Source organism: Catenibacterium sp. AM22-6LB, assembly GCF_003435615.1.
GTDB lineage: Bacteria > Bacillota_I > Bacilli_A > Erysipelotrichales > Coprobacillaceae > Catenibacterium > Catenibacterium mitsuoka_A.
The window spans coordinates 99,376-115,779 of sequence record NZ_QTUM01000001.1 but is presented as its reverse complement, the minus strand read 5'-3'; the positions used below and the strand labels follow the sequence as shown (position 1 = coordinate 115,779).

General features: G+C 34.3%; 16 protein-coding genes and 1 other annotated feature. Of the genes, 15 read left to right on the top strand and 1 reads right to left on the bottom strand.

Annotated elements, in window-relative coordinates; genetic code table 11:
• Positions 1-38: 38 nt before the first annotated feature.
• The gene (locus DW269_RS00585; protein WP_117458091.1) at positions 39-1,175 is read right to left on the bottom strand and encodes an IS30 family transposase; all 1,137 of its coding nucleotides are present in this window, start codon (positions 1,173-1,175) and stop codon (positions 39-41) included.
• Positions 1,176-2,067: 892 nt separating this feature from the next.
• On the opposite strand from DW269_RS00585, the gene DW269_RS00580 reads away from it, so the two are divergent.
• The 15 genes from DW269_RS00580 (at position 2,068) to DW269_RS00510 (ending at position 16,351) form a co-directional block, all read left to right on the top strand.
• Positions 2,068-2,556, top strand: coding sequence for an N-acetyltransferase (locus DW269_RS00580; protein WP_117458090.1), 489 nt, complete (start codon positions 2,068-2,070; stop codon positions 2,554-2,556).
• On the top strand, positions 2,546-3,205 hold the full coding sequence (locus tag DW269_RS00575) for an HAD family hydrolase (RefSeq protein WP_117458089.1): 660 nt from the start codon (positions 2,546-2,548) through the stop codon (positions 3,203-3,205). The genes DW269_RS00580 and DW269_RS00575 overlap by 11 nt, the downstream gene beginning before the upstream one ends.
• Positions 3,206-3,207: 2 nt before the next feature.
• Positions 3,208-3,834, top strand: coding sequence for a DUF4261 domain-containing protein (locus DW269_RS00570; RefSeq protein ID WP_117458088.1), 627 nt, complete (start codon positions 3,208-3,210; stop codon positions 3,832-3,834).
• Positions 3,835-3,912: 78 nt separating this feature from the next.
• Positions 3,913-5,223, top strand: a complete 1,311-nt coding sequence (murC, locus tag DW269_RS00565) for a UDP-N-acetylmuramate--L-alanine ligase (RefSeq protein ID WP_117458087.1) — start codon at positions 3,913-3,915, stop codon at positions 5,221-5,223.
• An 11-nt stretch (positions 5,224-5,234) separates the two neighbouring features.
• Positions 5,235-5,531 carry a DUF948 domain-containing protein gene (locus DW269_RS00560; RefSeq protein WP_022425139.1) on the top strand — a complete coding sequence of 99 codons (297 nt, stop codon included), beginning with the start codon at positions 5,235-5,237 and terminating at the stop codon, positions 5,529-5,531.
• An 11-nt stretch (positions 5,532-5,542) separates the two neighbouring features.
• Entirely contained in the window at positions 5,543-6,022 is a 480-nt protein-coding gene (locus tag DW269_RS00555; RefSeq protein ID WP_117458086.1) for a YtxH domain-containing protein, read from the top strand.
• A gap of 1 nt (position 6,023) precedes the next feature.
• The gene (locus DW269_RS00550; RefSeq protein WP_117458085.1) at positions 6,024-7,028 is read left to right on the top strand and encodes a LacI family DNA-binding transcriptional regulator; all 1,005 of its coding nucleotides are present in this window, start codon (positions 6,024-6,026) and stop codon (positions 7,026-7,028) included.
• A gap of 88 nt (positions 7,029-7,116) precedes the next feature.
• Complete coding sequence (locus tag DW269_RS00545; RefSeq protein ID WP_117458084.1) at positions 7,117-8,682, top strand: ClC family H(+)/Cl(-) exchange transporter; 1,566 nt, start codon at positions 7,117-7,119, stop codon at positions 8,680-8,682.
• 32 nt (positions 8,683-8,714) lie between these two features.
• Positions 8,715-8,913: a binding site (T-box leader), on the top strand.
• A 32-nt stretch (positions 8,914-8,945) separates the two neighbouring features.
• On the top strand, positions 8,946-10,172 hold the full coding sequence (tyrS, locus tag DW269_RS00540) for a tyrosine--tRNA ligase (protein WP_117458083.1): 1,227 nt from the start codon (positions 8,946-8,948) through the stop codon (positions 10,170-10,172).
• A gap of 40 nt (positions 10,173-10,212) precedes the next feature.
• On the top strand, positions 10,213-11,046 hold the full coding sequence (gene truB, locus DW269_RS00535) for a tRNA pseudouridine(55) synthase TruB (protein WP_117458082.1): 834 nt from the start codon (positions 10,213-10,215) through the stop codon (positions 11,044-11,046).
• The gene (gene ribF, locus DW269_RS00530) at positions 11,046-11,975 is read left to right on the top strand and encodes a riboflavin biosynthesis protein RibF (protein ID WP_117458081.1); all 930 of its coding nucleotides are present in this window, start codon (positions 11,046-11,048) and stop codon (positions 11,973-11,975) included. The genes truB and ribF overlap by 1 nt, the downstream gene beginning before the upstream one ends.
• Positions 11,976-12,058: 83 nt before the next feature.
• On the top strand, positions 12,059-12,325 hold the full coding sequence (gene rpsO, locus DW269_RS00525) for a 30S ribosomal protein S15 (RefSeq protein WP_117458080.1): 267 nt from the start codon (positions 12,059-12,061) through the stop codon (positions 12,323-12,325).
• A 101-nt stretch (positions 12,326-12,426) separates the two neighbouring features.
• Positions 12,427-14,565 (top strand): polyribonucleotide nucleotidyltransferase, encoded by a 2,139-nt coding sequence (gene pnp, locus DW269_RS00520; protein ID WP_117458079.1) that lies wholly within the window; start codon positions 12,427-12,429, stop codon positions 14,563-14,565.
• Entirely contained in the window at positions 14,565-15,128 is a 564-nt protein-coding gene (locus DW269_RS00515; protein ID WP_117458078.1) for a nucleoside triphosphate pyrophosphatase, read from the top strand. Before pnp ends, DW269_RS00515 begins: the two co-directional genes overlap by 1 nt.
• Before the next feature lie 104 nt (positions 15,129-15,232).
• Positions 15,233-16,351 carry a 6-phosphofructokinase gene (locus DW269_RS00510; protein ID WP_117458077.1) on the top strand — a complete coding sequence of 373 codons (1,119 nt, stop codon included), beginning with the start codon at positions 15,233-15,235 and terminating at the stop codon, positions 16,349-16,351.
• Positions 16,352-16,404 lie beyond the last annotated feature (53 nt).

Genomic DNA, 16,404 nt, shown 5'->3' with positions numbered 1-16,404 from the left:
CCCGAATTGCAAGCAGAAACTGGAAATAAGAAGATAAATTAGTTTTTGTAGAAAATAGTATTACCAGTTACATTAAGTTTAGCTAGTTCGTTAAGAAATAGTTCTTCAGAAGAAAGATATCCAAGTATCTTTCTTTTCTTCTGGTTTATTTTATTGTTTATATCAATAGTTGTCTCCTTATCAATTGTATTAATATCAGTTCCTTTCTTTATGAAATACCTTATGAGTCCGTTGCAGTTTTCATTTGAGGCTCTGTCACATGAATGATAGGGTCTACCGAAATAGACAGTGGTTCTTTTCTCTTTTGTTTTTTGCTTCTGTTCTATATCCTTCCATCTAGAAAACTCACTACCGTTATCAAAGGTGATAGATTTAAAGATATCCTTAAAGCTATCACCATAAAACTTATGAAGCTTGTTTATCTGCATATAGACCTGCTTTGAAGATTTAGCAGAGATAGGAATCATATAATAGAAGCGTGTCTTTCTTTCAATGAGAGTAAGATATGCACCATTCTGTCCATCTCTAGGTCCAGTAACTAGATCACCTTCCCAGTGTCCGAATTCTTCTCTATCCTTGATATATTCAGGCCTTTCGGTAATGGAAGTGCCTTTCTGTCTTTTTGGAATGTATGACTTCCAGTTCTTTTTTGTCTTTCTTCTGACCATGCGAGGAAGATCAATAGGTTTGATGGATGTTCTTCCCTGGTGGACATAGCTGTAAAATGTTTTAGTAGACACAGTCACCATATTCTTTATAATATCTGGCTGATGAAGCTTTAAATAGTTTATGGTCTCATCAATAGAGGATAATCTATTTGATTTTACTTCCTGTTCGACAAGAGAGATGAACTCTTTTGATTTTTCAAATTTAGAGTTATTTGGAATCTTATGATTCTTGGATCTCTTTTCAAATGCAGCCATGGCAGAAAGTTCATAATGAACCTTGAGATTGTAATCTCTAATAGAGATAGTGGCATCCTTGATGATAGAATATATATTAGAGACAGTAGTACCTACAGTAGAAGCTAACTCTTTAATGAATTGAGTCTTACCAATGTTACGCTTACCAGGATGGGAAGCATTGAACTGAATCAAAGAATTGATGATGAATTCATAATGAGAAAAATTAAGGTGTTTATTTTTGGCTTTTTGTGATATATTAATGCTGTTCATAGAAATCTCCTTATAAAGTGTGGTAACTATATAATACGATTTCTATGGACTTTTTTTATACAAAAAATTGAAAATAGGGGCCTGCGGCCGCGCGAATTGGGATAAAGGGGCATGCCCCTTTATCCCAATTCCTTAATTCCAGTTTCATTTTACAATTGAGGAATTGAATAAAATTAATAGAGAAAATATTTTTAACTTCTTTTTTGGTTATGAATTATGCGAATTGTTTGTGTTATTTGGATTGACAAGTTGCAGATTATTTGTAAATTCAATACTTATTGGATACAATGTTTATCCTAGTCTAAATTTGCAAACCAGTGAAGCGGTTCTATTAATTGAGTCAATTAATAATTCTCAATTTATTCCTATGATTTTTTCTCTTATTGAAAGAATTTTCACATTATTATTTCGTTATTTTACTATTTACTTTTTGGCAAATTGTAAAGATATAAAGAAAGCACTTTTTATTTCAATCACTATACATTCAGTATTTAATATTATCGGAATCTTTTTTATTAACTATGTTAATTCATGTATAGGTAGAATAATCTTTTTATATTGATTTTCAGTAATATGCTTGATTTTGGATGAAAGTTTTATTATTACCATAGTGTTCTTATTGGACAGGATAAGCATCTCGGTCGCCAAACTTTCGATGCTTATCCTTTTTTTCTTTCTATAGATTTATTGATCTTAAGAATATGATAAATGATTTATGAAATAGACAAAATAGATAGCGAAAAACTGCCCCCTAAAAAGTTTACAGCCTAAAAGTACTGGTAGGAGTTCACACCCCTGGCAGTTTTAAAGCTTGAGTTAACCCCAAGTCTATTTAGCTACTCGATTTTTTCAGACCCTTTTTTGTGTTATTATATTAAGCAAAGGAGTTAATATGGAAATAAAAAAAGCAGATAGGGCTCATATAGATGAAATAATGGGTCTTTATAAAGATGCAAAGATATTTATGGATAATCATGGCAATAAAGATCAATGGCCTGTAGGTTATCCTTCAAAAGAAATGATTACTAAAGATATAGATAAGATGTATTTATGCATGTATGAAAATCAAATTGCGGCTGTTTTCTATTATGCGATAGAAGAAGATCAAGATTATAAGGAAATAGAGGGACAATGGCTCAATGATGCATCTTATGGTGTGGTACATCGTGTTGTTTCTGCACATATTGTGAAAGGGGCCTGCAAGTTTATCTTGAACTGGGCTTATAGTCAGATTCCTAATTTAAAGATGGATACAGGAATTAAAAATATTCCTATGCAGAATTTATTAGAATCTTGTGGATTTAAACAGTGTGGAAAAATAGTCAATACGCAAGGAATAACATGTCTTGCATATCAAAAAGGAGATACAAATGAAATATAAATGTTTAATACTAGATCATGATGATACGATTGTAGATAGCACACGTACAGTGAACTTTCCTGCATTCTTAGACTCACTAAGTAAATTGCGTCCTGGTGTTACTATGACTTGTGAAGATTATTTCAAGTATAATTATAAGCCAGGTTTCACTGCATTATGTTTTGATATACTAAAATTCAGTGAAGAAGAAATGCATATACAGGAAAATAACTGGCAGTCCTATATTCGTGATCATGCACCTGTCAGTTTTGATGGCATTCATGATTTATTATGGCGTTATGTAAATGAAGGTGGCACTATCTGTGTTATTTCTCATTCAATGAAGCATACAATCATTCGTGATTATAAGAATAATGATTTACCAGAGCCTTCTATTATATATGGCTGGGAATTACCTCCTGAAAAGCGTAAACCATCTACTTGGCCTGTAGAAAGAATTATTGAAGAACTTCATTTAAATAAAGAAGATGTCTTACTTGTAGATGATTTATTACCAGGTGTACAGATGGCACGAGATGCGCATATTGATGCATGTGGAGCTGGATGGGCTCATGATATCAAAGAAATCAAAGAAGACATCAAGACTAAATGTACTTATTATGTCGAGTCTGTTAAAGAGTTAGAAGACTTATTGTTTGAGGGAGAGTAAAGATGGAATTAGAAGCATTTTTATTAGTAAAAGAACCAGTCAATGAAACAAGTGATTATATTAATCAACCATTAGATGACAAAGTACGTCTCAATGCAGCATTAAGTAACTTTATGTGGGAAGAAGCAGATGCATGTACTAAAAATCATACTGGAATGATTCATATCCATAAGACAATTGAAACTATTCAGACAGACTGTCCTTTATTTGTAGAAGAAGTATGTTCAAACATTGATGAGAATGTTGTAGGAGTTTATATGAATGATGTCATCTATGAACCATCTTTTTATCAAACAATGGCCAAGATGATTGATCAGGATATGTTTCCTATTTATAACGTCATCTGGTTTGGTTTATATCCATTAGAAAATGGGGTAGGGGCTTATACAGATGGTCTTGAAAAGCTCGGCTATCATGAAATAGAAGTCTCTTCTATTGGTGAACCTATGAATGTATTAGACTTCATTAAAGATACTGCACTCTATGTTATTATGAACAATGTGGCATTTAAAGATGGTGAAACTATTGGACTCACTATTGAACAGGTATTGACTATTCATTTAGGTGAAAGTGAGATATTTGATACACCAACTTTTAGGATAGACGATCCTTTTCTTACCAATTTATGAAAATACTTTCATTTTTAAGTGATATCTATGTAATCATTATTTAATTTGTGTTAATATATTATCGAGGTGACAAAATATATGTATTATTTTATAGGTATTAAAGGTTCAGGAATGGCTTCTCTTGCAAGAATCTTATATGATTTAGGTTATGAAGTTGCAGGAAGTGATATTGATAAGTATATCTTCCTTGAAGATGGCTTAAGAGAAAGACATATTCCTATTTATTCATTTAACAAAGACAACATTAAAGATGGTATGGATGTTATTGTAGGGAATGCATTTGACCGTTCTAATGAAGAAGTGGCTGCTGCAGAAGATAATCCTAATGTAACAATTCATCACTATTATGATTTCCTAGCTAAGCTTATGGATGATCATATTAGTATCGGTATTGCAGGTACACATGGTAAGACTTCAACTACAGGTATGGCTTATCATTTATTTAAAGACTATGATAAGACAAATGTATTAATTGGTGATGGTACTGGTTATGCCACTAAGGGTGCTAAGTATTTCATAGCTGAATGCTGCGAATATAAAGATCATTTCTTATGGTATCATCCAGATTATGCTTATATTAACAACATTGAAATGGACCATGTAGACTATTTCAAGTCAATGGAACAGTATGAACAGTCTTTTGAAAAATATGCCAACCAGGCTAAAAAGGCTATTGTCATCTGGGGTGATGATCCACATCTTCCACATTTGAATTATACAAAGAGAGTTGTAAAATTCGGTGTAAAAGACGGTAATGATGTTCAGGCTAAAAATGTAATTAATAATGAAAAAGGTCTTTCATTTGATGTATATATCTATGGTGATCTTTTTGGACATTTCACTTTACCATTCTATGGTATGCATACACTTTATAACACATTAGGTGTTATTACTTTAGGTTATCTTGAAGGTATGGACTTTGATTATATGCAGAGTCAGCTAAGTACATTTAAGGGAACTAAGAGACGTTATGCAGTGAAAGAAGTAGGTAATAACGTATATGTTGATGACTATGCTCATCATCCAACAGCTATTAAATATGTAATCGAAGAAACAAGAACACGTTTCCCTGGCAAGCAGATTGTTGCGGTTTATCAGCCGGATAGATATTCTCGTGGCTTAAGATTTGCGAAGGATTATGCACGAATCATGGATACAGTTGATCATCCATATTTTGTAGATTTCCCTAAAAATGCGCCAAAGGAACCAGGAATCGATATTGATGTCAGTGTTATTACTAAGAACCTACCTCGTTCTAAAGTAGTTACTGAAGATGAAGCAGGTGCAAAAGAATTGGCACAATATGATAACGCAGTATTCTTATTTATGAGTCCTAAGGATATTTATAAGTTAGAAGATTTAGTTATTAAGGAAAAAGAAAAGGCATAGGAGGACATCCCGTGGATATCTTAACAATTTGTCTATGTATTCTAGTGCTCGCTGGTGTATTTGCATTAGTGTCTCTAGGAGTATTTCTTATCCATGCACTTACAACTTTAAAAGATGTCAGTCATTTGGCACAGCATTTAGAAACAACAGTTTCTAAAGTAAATGTCACAGTGGATGATATCAACTATAAAATGGATAAGCTCAATGAACCTATCAACGTGGTAAGTGGTATTTTTAATAAGAAGAGATCAAGCACAGGTATATTAGGAACGGTATTAGGCTTGAAAAATATCTTGAAGAAAAAATAGGAGGTATAATTATGAAATTCGGAAAAGTATTATTCGGAGTAGGATTAGGCGTTTTAGCTGGTTTATTATTTGCACCTAAGAAAGGTAGTGAATTAAGAGAAGACATCAAAGCTAAATCAAAATCTACTTATGATTATTTAGCAAGTCTTACTAGAGAAGACGTTGAAGCTAAATTAGGAGAAACAATTGAAAATATCAAAAAATCAGTAGATGAATTTGATCCTGATGATTTTAAAGAAACTACTAAAGAAAAAGTAGATGAAGTACAGAAAAAGTTAGAAATTCTAGCAGAAAAAGTAAAATCTAGTGAAAATTTTGATAAGGTGAAAGGTTCAGTTGTAGAAGTAACTGGACGTGTGAATCAGAAAATAGATGAAGTGAAAACAATGATTAATGATAAGGCTGCCATGATTGATGAAGATGTGATTGATCAGCAAATTGATGATGTTGAAAAACAGCTAGATGAAATGATTGAGGAAATCAAGGACTAGTATGAAGAAGAAAGTAACAATCTATGATGTTGCAGAAGCAGCTGATGTTTCACTTGCAACAGTTTCAAGAGTAATTAATGGTTCAAATGTTGTAAAGCCTGCAACAAGAGAACGTGTACTTGAAACAATTAAACGACTCGATTTCAAGCCTAATCAGATTGCAAGAGGTCTTGCAACTAGTAAAACTACAACTATTGCAGTTGTATTCCCACAGTCACTATTTGGACATGTAAAAGATATGATTGGTGGTATTGGAGATACTGGACGTACTTTAGATTTCAATATCATTATGTATACAACTGATGAACTTGGTTTAGGTAACCCAATTGAAGAAGTAATTGAGAAGGTTATTAAATCAAGAGCTGATGGTGTTGTATTATTTAACAATAACTGCATTGATAAAGAAATTGATCTCATTAAAAAATACCGTATTCCTGCAGTTGTTGTTGGATATAAGATTTCTGATGAAGATATCTGCTCTGTATATGTTGATGCAAAGAGTATTGCATATGATATGACTAAACAATTTATTGAACAGGGTAAAAAGGATATCTGCTTCGTAAGAGCTACTCAAAACTTAGTTGATTTAAATGATTTTGCGAAGGGTATTGAAGAAGCATTTAAAGATAGTGGTGAAACACTTCCAGAAGATTATATTGTGGATGTTTCTAATCATTATGAAGAAAGCTATCCTCAATTAAAGGAATATTTTGATACTCATAAGCATGATGTTGTTTTAACAGGCTATGACAAGGAAGCAGTCGCTGTTGTCAATGCAGCAATTGATCATGGTATCAATGTACCTGAAGATATGCAGGTTGTTGGTATGATGGATACAAGTTATGCGACTATTTGTCGTCCACCTCTTACTACTATTCATGTACCTGTATATGATATGGGTGCTATCGCAATCAGACTTCTTACAAAGATCTTAAATCATGAAGAAATTGATGAAGCAGAAGTGCCAATGCATTATACATTCATCAAGCGTGATACAACTAAATAACCAAAGAAGGATGCTGAGGCATCCTTTTTTACTGGTTTAGATTGTGCTAAAATAGTATCGGTCATTATAATTACTGGGAGGATTATATATGCTTAAAAATCAATCTGATACTGCAAATATATTACGAGAAAGAAGTAAACTCAATAAGCGCTTGGCTTATGAAGGTTTACTTGTTGGTATCGTGTCAGGTGCTGTCTGTATCGTTTATCGTCTTGTTTTATCAAATGCAGAATCTATTTATTTTACTATAAGGGACTTTGTTGCACATAACGTGTCTTATTGGCCTTTGTGGATCATTGGCCTTATTGTATTAGGTCTTATTATTTCAATCTTTTTAAAGTGGGAACCTATGATCGGGGGCTCTGGTATTCCACAGCTAGAAGCAGAAGTACAGGGACGTATTGATGAATGCTGGTGGAGAGTCTTACTTGCAAAATTCTGTGCAGGTGCGCTTGCACTTGTAGGTGGCTTATCATTAGGGAGAGAAGGTCCAAGTATCCAGCTAGGTGGTATGGTTGGTAAAGCTCTTGCGAAAAAAGGAAAACGTGTAAAAACAGAAGAACGTTATTTAATGACAGCTGGAGCAGCGGCTGGCTTATCTGCAGCCTTCAATGCACCTCTTGCAGGTATCATGTTTGCTTTAGAAGAAGTTCATAAGAACTTCTCTACAAGTGCACTTGTTTCTGTAATGATTGCATCTATTACTGCAGATTTCTTAAGTAGAAATATCTTTGGTTTATCACCTACTTTAGCTTTCTCAATCAAAGAAACATTCCCTTTAAAGAATTATATCTGGGTTATTATTCTCGGTATTATCGCTGGTGTATTAGGTGCTTTCTACAATAAGGTTACAATGGGAACTATTAAACTTTATAAGAAAACACCATTCTTAAAGAAACATCAAAGAGTCATTATCCCTTTAGTGTTATCTGGAATTCTTGGATTCTATTGTCCACTTGTCATGGGTGGAGGACATAAACTTGTAGAATATCTCAATGAACCAAATCTTGTTTTATCTACTCTTGTTTTATTGTTTATATTAAAATTACTTATTTCATGTGTTTCGTTTGGATCAGGTGCTGCTGGAGGAATCTTCTTCCCATTACTCATTCTTGGGAGTCTGATTGGTGCAAGTGTAGGTAAGGTTGCTATTATGTGTGGTGTTCCTTCCGAGTATTTTATGAACTTCATTATTATGGCAATGGCTGCTTACTTTAGTGCCATTGTAAGAGCGCCGATTACTGGTATTGTATTAATAGCTGAAATGAGTGGAACTTTAAAGATGCTCCTACCAATTGCACTTGTTTCATTTGTTTCTTATTATGTAGCCAATCTTTTACATAGTGAACCGATTTATGAAAGTCTTTTAACGAATCTTTTAAACAATCAGCCTTATCAGTCAATGGAAGAATATGCAGATAGTAAGGAACTCATTGGCTATACAGTTGGTTTTGGTTCAAATGCCTGTGATCACTATATTAAAGATTTACAACTTCCTCGTCGTAGTTTGATTGTTTCCGTTATTCGTGGTGGAGAAGAAATCATTCCAAAAGGGGATACAAAGCTCATATCAGGAGACCGTATCATTGTCTTAGTAGATGCATTCCATCTTGATGAAACGAAGCTGATGTTGGAAAGTGTCTTTACAAGCTGATATTGACAAACATCATGAATTCATGTAGACTTTTAATTGCGATGAAAAAGACAAGTAATTCATATGCGCTGGTTTAGAGAACTTGTGGCTGGTGAAAATAAGGGCAGCAGTATGAATGAATACACTTTGGAGCTTCTAGATGCAAAGTCTAGACGGTGAGTACACCGTTATCAACAAGAGAGCATGTCTTTGACATGAATAAAGGTGGTAACGCGAGAATTCGTCCTTTGGATGGATTCTCTTTTATATTATAGGAGGAAATTATGACATTTTATGATGAATTAGTGTGGCGTGGCCTCATTAAAGATGTAAGTTCTGAAGACTTAAAAGACAAATTAAATGCAGGAGGAATGACATTCTATATTGGTACTGACCCAACTGGGGATTCATTACATATTGGACATTTCTCATCTTTCTTAATGTCTAAGAGATTAAAGGATGCAGGTCATCATCCAATTCTTTTAGTCGGTGGTGCAACTGGACAGATTGGGGATCCAAAGCCAACAACTGAAAGACCAATGATTACAAAAGAACAGGTACAGCATAACTTTGACTGCTTAAAGAAGCAGGCTGAAGATTTATTTGGTTTTGAAGTAGTTAACAACTTGGATTGGTCTAAAGATTTAAACTTCATTGACTGGTTAAGAGATTATGGTAAATATTTCAATATCAACTACATGTTATCTAAGGATATTATCAAGAGAAGATTAGATGAAGGGATTACTTTTACTGAATTCTCTTATATGATCATGCAGGCAATGGACTTCTATTACTTACATGAAAATAAAGGCTGTAACTTACAGGTTGCTGGTCAGGACCAGTGGGGTAATATTACTGCAGGTATTGAATTAATTAGAAAGAAGACTGGTGATGAAGCATATGGATTCACTATGCCTTTACTTACTAAGAGCGATGGTACTAAGTTTGGTAAATCAGAAGGAAATGCAATCTGGCTAGATAGAGAAAAGACTTCACCATATGAAATGTATCAGTTCTTCATCAACAGTGAAGATAGCAAGGTTATTGATTACTTAAAATACCTCACTTTCTTATCTAAAGAAGAAATTGAAGCATTAGAAGAATCAAATAAGAATGAACCACACTTAAGAAAAGCACACAAAGCACTTGCGAAAGAAGTTATTACTTTCATTCATGGTGCAGATGCTTATGAAGAAGCTGTCAGCATTTCTGAAAAGTTATTCAGTGGTGATATCAAGAGCATGACTTATGAACAGGTTAAACAGTGTTTCAATGGTGTACCAAGTATTGATGTCACTGAAGATGAACAGATCTTAAATGTATTAGTAAAAGCAGGTGCTGCTTCTAGTAATCGTGAAGCAAGACAGTTCGTAAAAGGTGGAAGTGTTCTTGTAAATGGTGAAAAGGTCACTGATGAAAAGTTTGTTGTATCAAAAGACAATGCGTTTGGTGGTAAGGTGACTGTTATTAGAAGAGGCAAGAAGAAGTACTTCGTTATTAATCATATCTAAGCAGACAATAGTCTGCTTTTTTTAGGAAGGATGTGAGTAGATGGATGGTATTATTTTAATTAATAAACCACAGGGTATGACAAGTCATGATGTCGTTAATCGTGTGAGACGTATTATGCATACTAAAAAAGTAGGACATTGTGGGACTCTTGACCCTATGGCGACTGGTGTTTTAGTTGTTGGTATTAATAAAGCCACTAAAGCAATGCAGTTTTTGATGAGTGAAGAAAAAGAATATCGTGCTACACTTAAACTTGGCAGTTCGACAGATACATATGATGCTGAAGGAAAGGTTATAGAAACCAAGCCTTTTACTGGTTATGAGAATCTAGAAGAAGTATTATCATCATTTAAAGGAGATTCCATGCAGAAGCCTCCAATGTATTCAGCTATTAAAATTAATGGTAAGAAACTCTATGAATATGCCAGAGAAGGTATAGAAGTAGAAGTTCCAGAAAGGCCAATCACTATTTATAAACTTGATTTAGTCGATGCACATGATGATGAAATAACTATAGATGTTAAGTGCTCTAAAGGAACATATATCCGCTCTTTATGTGTAGATATTGGAAAAGCCTTAGGTTATCCTGCCCATATGACTGCATTAGTAAGAAATCAGTCAGGTCATTTCACTATCGATCAGGCAGTGACACTTGAAGAACTAGAAGAAAATAATGGACCTGTGATGCCATTAGAAGAAGTATTTTCTTTCTATGATTCTATGGTTGTAGATGAAAGAATTGTCATGACTGGTCAGAAAATTAAGAGTGATAAAGATCATAATGTAGCTATTTATTCAAAAAAAGGTAAATTACTTGCGATATATGGACCAGATGGAAAAGGCAATTTGAAGAGCCTCAGGGGGCTTTTCTAATGAAAGTCATAAAAATGGAAGAGGTACATTTAACAGAACCTCTTTCTCTTGCAATTGGCTTTTTTGATGGTTTACATCTTGGTCATATGTCTTTGATTAATGAAGTATTGAAATATAAGGGAGAAACAAAAACAGCTGTTATGAGCTTTGATGTGCATCCTTTATGTGTTTTAAAGGGCGAAAAGAGACAATCAATTATTACTCTAGAAGAGAAAAAAGAACTTCTAGAAGAAATGGGTATTGATTACTTGCTTGTAATTCATTTTACTAAGGAAGTAGCAGCATTAAGTCCACAGGTTTTTATTGACGAATACTTAAATAAGCTTCCTTTAAAAAGGCTAGTATGTGGTTATGATTTCCATTTTGGAAATCATAACAGTGGCAGCATAGAAGACTTAAAGAAACAGTCATTTGAATTGATTGTGAAAAACGCTGTTATGTATAATGAAACAGAAAAAGTATCATCTACTCTTATTAAGAAACTGATGGATCAAGGAATGATTGAAGAAGTCAATACTTTGCTTGATCGACCTTATAAGGTAAAAGGTACTGTCATTCATGGAAAACAGAGAGGTCGTTTGATTGGTTTCCCTACATTGAATATCGATTATGGTATGAAATACTTACCTAAAAGAGGGGTATACGGTACAATTGTAGAAATCAATCATCAATATTATATAGGTATGGCAAATATTGGGATGAATCCTACATTCAATGATATTAATCGTCTTTCATTAGAAGTCAACGTCTTTGATTTTGATGAAGATGTGTATGGTAAAGAAGTAGAGGTTACTTTCTGTTTATATAAGCGTGAAGAAACTGTATTTAATGGATTAGAAGGACTAAAAACACAATTAACAGAAGACAGAAAATATTTAAGTCAGGTCATGAAAAAGTATTTGACTTTATTTAAAAATAATGTAAAATAGTCATTGCAACAATGTCTAGGATATTTGTACCTCTTACATCTAGCTTGGATATTGCGAAGAATATAATTTAGGAGGAAAACATAATGTTAACTAAAGAAGAAAAAGCTAAGATCATGGCTGAATATGGTCGCGTAGAAAAGGATACTGGTTCTCCAGAAGTTCAGATCGCATTATTAACTGCTGATATCAACAAGTTAAACGGTCACTTCAAACAGCATCCAAAGGATAATCATTCTAACAGAGGTCTTTTAAAGAAGATCGGTAAGAGAAGAGACTTATTAAAGTATCTTAAGAAAGAAGATCTTGACAGATATACAACTTTAACTGATAAGTTAGGATTAAGAAGATAAGAAACAAAAGCCCTATGGGGCTTTTTTTCATGTCTCTATCAAATAATTGTTTGTGTAATAGTTGATTTATGATATAATTTTGAAGAATATGAGGTGAATTTATGGCAAAACAAATTTTTAGTATGGATTTCTATGGTAAGAAAATCCAGGTTGAAGTCGGTGAAATGGCTAAACAGGCAAACGGCTCTTGTTTAGTAAGATATGATGATACAGTCGTTCTTTCTACAGCATGTGCTGGGAAAGAACCAAAAGATGTAGATTTCTTCCCATTAACAGTAACTTATGAAGAAAAACTATATTCTGTAGGTAAGATTCCAGGTGGATTCTTAAAGCGTGAAGGCCGTCCTAGTGAACATGGTACACTAACTGCAAGAATGATTGACAGACCTATCCGTCCATTATTCGCGGATGGTTTCAGAAATGAAGTACAGGTTGTTAATACTGTACTATCAGTTGATCAGGAAGCAACTCCAGAAATGGCAGCAATGCTTGGTGCATCAATTGCATTATGTATTTCTGATATTCCATTCAATGGTCCAATTGCAGGTGTTAACGTAGGTTTAATTGATGGTGAGTTTACTGTCAACGCAGGACCTGAAGATATGGCTAGAAGTGAAATCAATCTTGAAGTAGCAGGTACAAAGGATGCTATTAACATGGTTGAAGCAGATGCAAAAGAAGTAGATGAAGAAACAATGCTGAATGCACTGATGTTCGGTCATGAAAAGATTAAGGAATTAATCGCTTTCCAGGAACAGATTGTAGAAGCTGTTGGTAAGGAAAAGATTGATGTTCCACTATTTGCATTAGATGAAAACATTGTGTCTAGCGTAGAAGCTATGGCTAAGGAAGAAATGATCAAGGCTATTTCTATTCCTGGTAAGCTTGAAAGATATGCTGCTATTGATGAATTAGATGCTAAGGTTGTAGAATCTTTTGAAGAAAAAGAATATGCAACTGTTGAAGAACATGATAAGACAATTAAACAGGTTAAGATGGTTCTTGGTGATCTTGAAAAAGAAGAAGTAAGACGTTTGATTACTGAAGAAAAGGTAAGACCTGATGGTCGTAAAGTAGATGAAGTACGTCCATTAGATGCACAGGTAGATTTATTGCCACGTGTACATGGTTCAGCTATGTTCACTCGTGGTGAAACTCAGGTATTATCTGCCTGCACACTTGGTGCATTAGGTGAAGTACAGAAGATTGATGGTCTTGGAATGGAAGACCAGAAACGTTTCATGCATCACTATAACTTCCCACCATATTGTGTAGGTGAAACAGGAAGAATGGGTTCTCCAGGTAGAAGAGAAATTGGTCATGGTGCTTTAGGTGAAAGAGCCTTAAGACAGGTTATTCCTTCTGAAACAGAATTCCCATATACAATCAGAGTTGTTGCTGAAGTATTAGAATCTAACGGTTCTTCTTCACAGGCTTCCATTTGTGCATCAACTATGGCTTTAATGGCTGCAGGAGTTCCAATTAGTAATCCAGTGGCTGGTGTCGCTATGGGTCTTGTTAAAAAAGGCGAAAACTATACAATCTTAACTGATATCCAGGGTATGGAAGACCATCTTGGTGATATGGATTTCAAGGTTGCAGGTACAAAGAACGGTATCTGTGCATTACAGATGGATATCAAGATTGATGGTATTACTAAAGAAATTTTACAGGAAGCATTAGCTCAGGCAAAGGTTGCAAGAGGACAGATCATGGACTGCATGATGTCAGCAATTAGTGAACCTAGAGATCACTTAAGTCCATATGCTCCTAAGGTTGCTATGATGAAGATTGAACCTGAACAGATTAAAGATGTAATCGGTAAGGGTGGAGATATGATCAATAAGATTATTGCTGAAAGCGATAATGTTAAGATTGATATTGATGATGAAGGTAATGTTACTATCTATCATTACTCTCAGGATGCGATTGACCATGCAATGGGTATGATCAAGGATTTAACTAGAAAAGTAGAAGTAGGCGAAATCTTTGATGGTAAGGCTGTAAGAGTTGAAGAAAAGTATGCATTTATTGAATTATTCCCTGGTACAAATGGATTCTTACATGTAAAAGATGTTGCTTGGGATAGAACAAATAAAGTTGGCGATGTAATCAAGCTTGGCGATACAGTAAAGGTTAAAGTAACTCAGATTACTGATAAGGGTGTGAATGTTTCTAGAAAAGCATTATTACCAAAACCAATCGTTAAACATGAAGCACCTGCTGAGGAAAAGAAATAATGAAAATTATTCTTGCTAGTACTTCTCCTAGACGAAAAGAACTGCTTGAAAGAGAAGGCATTGATTTTATTATCGATGCCTCCTCTATTACTGAATATCTTGATTCTTCTCTAGAAATAGAAGAAAGACTTAAAAAACTCGCATATGATAAAGGTGTTTCTATTCATGAGAAATATCCTGATGATGTTGTAATTAGTGCTGATACAACAATTTATCATAATGGAAAGGTTATTGGTAAAGCTCACAGTGCTCATGAAGCAAGAGAAATTCTTGTATCATTAAGTAGTGATACACATAGTGTGTTTACATCAGTGGCTGTATTCTATAAAGATCAGGTTTGTACATTTGTAGATGAAACAAAAGTTACATTCAAGAATATCAATGATATGATTGATGATTATCTTTCTATTGATGAATGGAAGGGTAAAGCTGGCGCTTATGCGATTCAGGGTGTTGCAGGAAAATTCATTGAAGAAGTGCAGGGAGATATTGATAACGTCATTGGGCTCCCTGTGAAGCATGTAATAGAAGTCATTGAAACAATGAACGAGAAGCCATTATAGGCTTCTTTTTTTTGTACCTATGTGTAAGCGCTTCATATTTATATTGAAAACGCTAACAGTTTAATTTATAATAGAGGGTGGGATTTACATAAGGAGGAAATATCATGAATTCAAAAGTTAAAAAAATTGCGCTATTATCTGGCGGAGGAGATTGTCCAGGCTTAAATGCGGTAATCAGAACAATCACTAAGATTGCGATTGAAAAATATAATTGGGAAGTCATTGGCTTTGTATATGGTTATCGTGGATTGTATAATAATAATTATGTAGAATTAACTGTAGACAAGGTAGAGGATATATATAAGGAAGGCGGAACTATTCTTTATAGTTCTAACAAAGATAACCTATTCGATTATCTTGTAGATGATGGAAATGGTGGAAAAGTAAGAAAAGACGTCAGTGATGTAGGTGTAGAAAATCTTAAGAAAGATGGTGTTGATGTATTAGTTGTATTAGGTGGCGATGGTACATTAACAAGTGCTAGAGATTTCAGCAGAAAAGGTGTCAATGTCATTGGTGTACCAAAGACTATGGATAATGATCTTACTTCTACAGATTTAACATATGGTTTCATCAGTGCGATGAGTGTTGGTACTGAATTCATAGATCGTCTTCAGACTACTGCAAAATCACATCATCGTGTCATCTGTTGTGAATTAATGGGTAGAGAAGCTGGATGGATTTCATTATATGCAGGTCTTGCAGGTAATGCAGGTGTTGTATTAATTCCTGAAATTCCATTTACTATTGAAAATATTGCGAATGCAGTTAAGAAACGTGATGAAGCAGGCCTTCCATATACTGTTATTGCGGTAGCTGAAGGTGCTAAGTATGCAGATGGTACAAAATCAATTGGTAAGATTGTAGAAGATTCACCAGACCCAATTCGTTATTCAGGACTAGCTGCAAAGGTGGCTGATGATCTAGAAAAGGTGATTCCTAATCATGAAGTACGTTCTGTTAACCCAGGTCATATTATCCGTGGTGGTGATATTGATGCTTATGACAGAATCTTATCTATTAGATTTGGCAATAAGGCATGTTCTATGATTGATGAGGGCTTATTTGGAAATGTTGTATCATTAAAGGGTGGCAACATGGAATATACTTCACTTGAAGAAGTAATCGGTGATGCGAAGTTTGGTAAGCAGAAGCTTGTTGATCCAAATGGAGATCTTGTTCAGGCTGCTAAGGCTATGGGCGTATCATTTGGTGATGAATAATAAGACAAAAACCTTACATTTTGTAAGGTTTTTTAATTATGTTGACAGATAGT